General features: G+C 64.7%; 2 protein-coding genes. Both read right to left on the reverse strand.

What is annotated here, in order from left to right:
- On the reverse strand, positions 1–4,891 hold a 4,891-nt coding region (locus QRN61_RS27225), incomplete at its 3' end, for a non-ribosomal peptide synthetase (RefSeq protein WP_285376379.1).
- Positions 4,888–6,203: amino acid adenylation domain-containing protein (locus QRN61_RS27230; protein ID WP_285376381.1), on the reverse strand; the 1,316-nt coding region annotated here is incomplete at its 5' end. The genes QRN61_RS27225 and QRN61_RS27230, both read right to left, overlap by 4 nt.

Here is a 6,203-nt window from a genome sequence, read left to right on the forward strand (position 1 = left end):
CCGCTGGTGCCCAAGGCGTGCGCGCCACTTGCGTCTCGAACAAGCCGTGAATGGTCTGCTCAAGGTTGTAATCGACCGCCGTGGCATTGAACTCGACCAACAAGCGCTGCTGTTCTTCCGGCGCCAGCAGCGGCGTCTGTTCCAGCAGCGCCTGATCGTTGGCGACCATCGACTGCAACAGACGCTGGAAGTAGCCGACGAAGCGCTCGACCGTGCTCTGGTCGAACAACGCTGTGGCGTATTCCAGCGATCCGCGAATGATGCCGTTGGACTCACTGAGGCTCAGCGACAGGTCGAACTTGGCGAAGTGGCTCGGCTCGGCCACGCCCTCCAGCGTCAGTTCGCCGAGGGCCAGCGCCGGGCTTTCGAGGCCATCCCAACTGAGCAAGGTCTGGAACAACGGGCTGTGCGCCAGGCTGCGCACGGGCCGGGTGATTTCCACCACTTGCTCGAACGGCAGATCCTGATGCGCCTGCGCTTGCAGGGTTTGCGCCTTGACCCGCGCCAGCAGCGCTTCGACGCTCAGCTCGCCCGAGGTGTCGATGCGCAAGGCCAGAGTGTTGACGAACATGCCGATCAGGCCTTCGATCTCGGCGCGGGTGCGGTTGGCCACTGGCGAACCGATCACCACTTCCGCCTGCCCGGACAAGCGGCTGAGCAGCATCGCCCAGGCACTCATCAGCGTCATGTACAGGGTCACGCCGTGGCGCTGACCCAAGGCTTTGAGCCCGGCGTTCAAGCGTTCGTCGAGCACGACGGCAACGCTGCTGCCGGCATAGTCCTGCTGCGCCGGGCGCGGCCGATCGGTCGGCAACATCAACAGCGCCGGGGCGCCGGCCAGGTTTTGTTGCCAGTATTCGCTCTGGCGTTGCAGCACCTCGCCGCTGAGCCAGCGCCGCTGCCACACCGCGTAGTCGGTGTATTGCAGCGCCAGCGGCGGCAGTGGATCCGGCTGGCCGTGACTGAATGCCTGATACAGCGCCATCAGTTCACGGGTCAAAACGCCCATCGACCAACCGTCAGAGATGATGTGGTGCAGGGTCAGCAACAGCACATGGTGATCATCCGCCAGGCGTACCAGTCGCCCGCGAATCAACGGATCGTCCTGCAAGTCGAACGGCCCGGAGGCTTCGCCCTGAATCAGCGCCTGCAGGGTTTCCTCGGGTTGCGGGTGCTGACGCAGGTCCTCGACACGCAGCAGCAGACCGGTGTCCACCGGGGCAATCAGCACTTGCGCCTCGTCGTTGAATTGCGCGAAGCGGCTGCGCAGGGTTTCGTGGCGGGCAACGATCCGCGCCAGTGCGCGTTGCAGCGCCGCGTCGTCGAGACGGCCACGCAGACGCAGGGCCACGGGAATGTTGTAGGCGGTGTTGGCGCCTTCCATTTGCGCGAGGAACCACAGGCGTTGCTGGGCGAACGACAGCGGCAACGCGCCGTCACGCGGGACCGGCACGATCTGCGGTTGTGCACAGCGTCCGGCCTCGTTCAGCACTGCCGCGACCGCCGCCAGTTCGGCGTTGGCAAACAGATCGCTCAGCGCCAGCTCGACACCCAGACGCTGGCGCACTTGCGAGACCATGCGCATTGCCAGCAACGAATGCCCGCCGAGTTCGAAAAAGTGATCCTGCCGCCCGACCCGCTCGACTTGCAGCACGTCGGCCCAGATCTGCGCCAGCGCGGTTTCCACCTCGCCTTCGGGCGCTGCGTACTCGCGGGTGAACAGCGCCGCCAGATCCGGCGCGGGCAAGGCCTTGCGGTCGACCTTGCCATTGGCGGTCAGCGGCAGCGCGGCGAGCTTGACGAACGCGGTCGGCACCATGTACTCCGGCAACCGGCTGAGCAATTGCGCGCGCAACTCGCCCACCGGTAGCGCTTCGACCTGCGCCTGCTCGGTGAAGTACGCCACCAGTCGCGGCTGGCCGGGTTGATCTTCGCGGGCCAGCAGCACCGCTTCCTGAATCCCCGGCAACTGGTTGAGGCAGGTTTCGATCTCGCCCAGCTCGATGCGCACGCCACGGATTTTCACCTGATCGTCGTTGCGCCCCAGGTACTCGATGTTGCCGTCCTCGCGCCAGCGTGCAAGGTCGCCGGTGCGGTACATCCGCGCATTCGGCAAGGGGCTGAACGGGTCACGCAGAAAGCGCTCGGCGGTCATGTCCGGGCGATTCAGGTAGCCACGGGCGACCCCGGCACCGCCGACGTACAGTTCACCGGCAACGCCAAGCGGCACCGGGCGCTGTTGTTCGTCGAGCAGGTACACCGTGGCATTGCTTAGCGGTTTGCCGATGTGCAGCGCGTCGCCGCTTTGCACCAGACCAGAAGTGGCGACCACCGTGGCCTCGGTCGGGCCGTAGTTGTTGATCACGTCGAAATGCTGGTTGCGATTGAACTGACGCAAGCGGTCGCCGCCGATCAGCAACGTGCGCAGGGTCGGGTGTTCGAGGTTCTGGCTGAAGGCGTATTCGGCCACCGGGGTCGGCAGGAAGCTCACGTCCAGCGGCTGCGCGCACCACCACGCGAGCAAGGCATCGATGTCTTCGCCGCCCTCGTGAGTCGGCGCCAGATGCAGGGTCGCGCCCGCACACAACGCCGGCCAGACTTCCCAGGCCATCGCATCGAAACCAAAGCCGGCGAGGCTTGAGGTGTGGCGCCCGGCGCAGAGGTCGAACGCCGTGCAGTGCCAGTCGACCAGATTGCTCAAGGTGTGGTGCTCGACCATCACGCCTTTGGGCAAACCAGTGGAGCCGGAGGTGTAGATCACGTAGGCCAGGTTCGCGGAGCTCAGGCCCGGTACCTGCGGGTTTTGCGTAACCGTCAGCGGCCAGTTGCAGTGATCGAGGTCGAGCACCGGCACGTTTAGCGCCGGCAGTCGCTCGCGCAGATGACTTTGGGTCAGTACGGCGACTGGCGCGCTGTCGTCGAGCAGGTAGTTCAAACGCTCGGCCGGATGCGCCGGATCAATCGGCACGTAACCGGCGCCGGCCTTGAGGATCGCCACCAGTCCGACCAGGGTGTCCAGCCCGCGACGGGCGACGATGGCGACACGGTCGTCGGGTTTCACGCCCAAACCGATCAGATGCTGTGCCAAGGCGTTGGCCTGACGATTGAGTTCGGCGTAGGTCAGTTGCGCGTCGGCAAACACTGCCGCCAGCGCGTCCGGCCGTTCGGCTACCTGTGCCTCGAAACGTTGCTGGATGGTCTGTGCAGCCGGGAAATCCACTTGAGTGGCATTGAACTCGAGCAGTACCTGCGCAAGCTCCGCCGCCGGCAGGATCGGCAGTTGATTGACCGGTGTCTGCGGCGCCTGCTCCAGCGCGAGCACGAGGTTTTCCAGCGCGCAGTGCAGGTAGTCGCAGATGCGCTGCGGATCGGTCTGGGTGCTGGCCAGCAGGGTCAGGCTGAATGCATCACCGAGGTCATCGACACTCATCGTCAACGGATAGTTGCTGCGCTCTTCGGAGTGCAACGTGGAGATACCGTCCCACGCCGCGAGGGTTTCGGCGCTGGCGGTGGCGACGTTGTGGCTGTGGCGATAATTGAGCAGCGTGCTGAACAGCGGCGTCGGCGCCACCACGTGACTGCAGCGCTGAGCCAGGGCCAGCGGTGCATGTTCGTGACGCATCAGCGTGGTCAACCGGGCGTGGGTGGCGTTGACCGCCGCGCGCACGTCCTGCCCGTCGATGTTCACCCGCAACGGCAAGGTGTTGATGAAAATCCCCAGCGCCCGATCAATCGCTTCGGCGCCTTGCATGCGGCCCATCAGCACGGTGCCGAACACCACTTGCTGCTTGCCGGTCAGCGCGGCCAGCACTTGCGCCCAGCCGAGGTGGAACAGGCTGGCGACACTGACGCCGAGCGTCCGCGCCTGCGCCCGCAGACGCTGGCCCAATAGCGCCGCGACCGGCACGCTGAGTTCGACGATTTCGCTGCCGTCACCCTGCACGTCCTGCAGGCCGTAAGGCAGCGTCGGTTCGTCGATGTCGCTGAGCATCTCGCGGAAGAACGCCTCGTGCTCGGCCTCGCTGACGCCCAGACGCGCCTGCGCCACGTAGTTGCGAAACGGCACCGGGCGCCCGAGCCGTTCACGCTGCCCGGTGAGGCAGGCGCGCATTTCGTGGCGCACCACGTCGAGGGCCGAGTGGTCGAGCGCCATGTGATGGAACAGCAGCGTGGCGATCACCCGTTGCCCGGCTTCATCCCAGGCGTGGGCCAGACGCATCAGTGGCGCCAGGGTAACGTCGAGGCGGAAGTGCCGGGCGTCGAAACGCTCATGCAGATACGCCAGCACGTCGCCATTTGCATCAGGCAACGTCACCTCTTCCACTGGCAGTTCGGCCCGACGCCAGACCACCTGCACCGGCGCGTCCAGCCCTGCCCAATGCACAGCGGTGCGCAGAATGTCATGGCGATCGATCACCGCTTGCAGCGCTTGAGCGAACGCTTGAAAACGCTCGCGGCTGGCAAAGGCGAAATGCGATTGCATGACATACGGATCGCCGTCACCGCCACTGACGTGGTGATACAGGATGCCTTCCTGCAACGGCGCCAGCGGGTAGATGTCCTGCACATTGGCTGCGCCGCCGGGGACTTGTGCGACGAGGTGGTCGATGGTCGCCTGGTCGAGTTCGACCAGCGTCAGCATCGCCGGGGTGATGCGCGTGGTGCCCGAGACGATGCCATTGGCCGGCACCTCGACCTGGCCGTGCTTGCTGGCCGAGTACTGCCCGGCCTTGATCAGTTCGATCAGCGCCGGTTTGTGCTCGCGCAACAGCGCCAGCAACGCCGGGTCGTTCAACGCCTGCTTGTTGCCGTTGACCCGCAATTGGTCGTCCGCGACCGCCAGCTGAATATCTTTAGCCTTCAATGTGGCCAACAGTTCGATCACGTTCACAGGACGATCTCCATTCGTTCGGTAATTGCGGCGTAGCCGGCCAGGGTCGGATGTTCGAACAGCGACCTGACATCGGCTTCCATGCCTTCCTGACGCAGCCGGCCGATCAGACTGACCGCCAGCAGCGAGTGACCACCCAGTTCAAAGAAATGATCGTGGCGCCCCACCCGCTCGACGTTGAGCAACTCGGCCCAGAGCCGTGCGAGGGTGATTTCGACGTCGCCCACCGGGGCCTCGTATTCGCGCACCGGCAATGCGGCCTGATCCGGGGCCGGCAGCGCCTTGCGGTCGAGTTTGCCGTTGGGGCTCAGCGGCAGTGCATCGAGATGTACGAACAGCGCGGGCACCATGTAGTCCGGCAGGTTTTCCAGCAGATGACTGCGCAGCACGTCGATTTCCAGGCGTGCCCCGGTGTAGTACGCCACCAGACGCTTATCGCCCGGCACGTCTTCGCGGGCCAGTACGGCGGCCTCCTGAATGCCGTCGATCTGGGTCAGGCTCGCCTGGATCTCGCCGAGTTCAATGCGCAGGCCACGGATCTTCACTTGATCGTCGTTACGGCCCAGGTATTCAATGTTGCCGTCCGCGAGATAACGGGCGACGTCGCCGGTGCGGTACATCCGCCCGTTGCTCTGGAACGGGTCGTTGAGGAAGCGTTCGGCGTTCAGTTCCGGGCGATTCAGATAACCGCGCGCCACTTGTACGCCGCCGATGTACAGCTCGCCGACCACGCCGTGCGGCACCGGTTGTTGCTGGGCATCGAGGATGTACATGCGGGTGTTGGCGATCGGTTTGCCGATCGGCGTGTTGTCCGGAGTGCTTTCCAGCGGCCCGGCGCAGTTCCACGCGGTCACGTCCACCGCCGCTTCGGTCGGGCCGTAGAGGTTGTGCAATTGGCTGCCCGGCAGTTGCTGCTTGAAGCGTCGCACCACGCTGCCCGGCAGGGCTTCGCCGCTGCACATCACCTGACGCAGGCTGCTGCAGCGTGCGGTGTCGGCGTGGGCGAGAAAGACGTCGAGCATCGAGGGAACAAAGTGCAGCGTGGTGATGTGTTCGCGTTCGATGATTTCGCTGAGATACAGCGGATCCTTGTGTCCCTCGGGCCGGGCCATGACTAATCGGGCGCCAGTCATCAACGGCCAGAAGAACTCCCAGACCGAGACGTCGAAGCTGAACGGGGTTTTCTGCAACACCGTGTCGGCAGAACTCAGTTGGTAAGCGTCCTGCATCCACAACAGGCGGTTGACTACCCCGCTATGTTCGTTGATCACGCCTTTCGGTTGGCCAGTGGAACCGGAGGTGTAGATCACGT

The organism is Pseudomonas sp. lyk4-TYG-107, from assembly GCF_030209055.1.
GTDB classification, from domain to species: domain Bacteria; phylum Pseudomonadota; class Gammaproteobacteria; order Pseudomonadales; family Pseudomonadaceae; genus Aquipseudomonas; species Aquipseudomonas putida_A.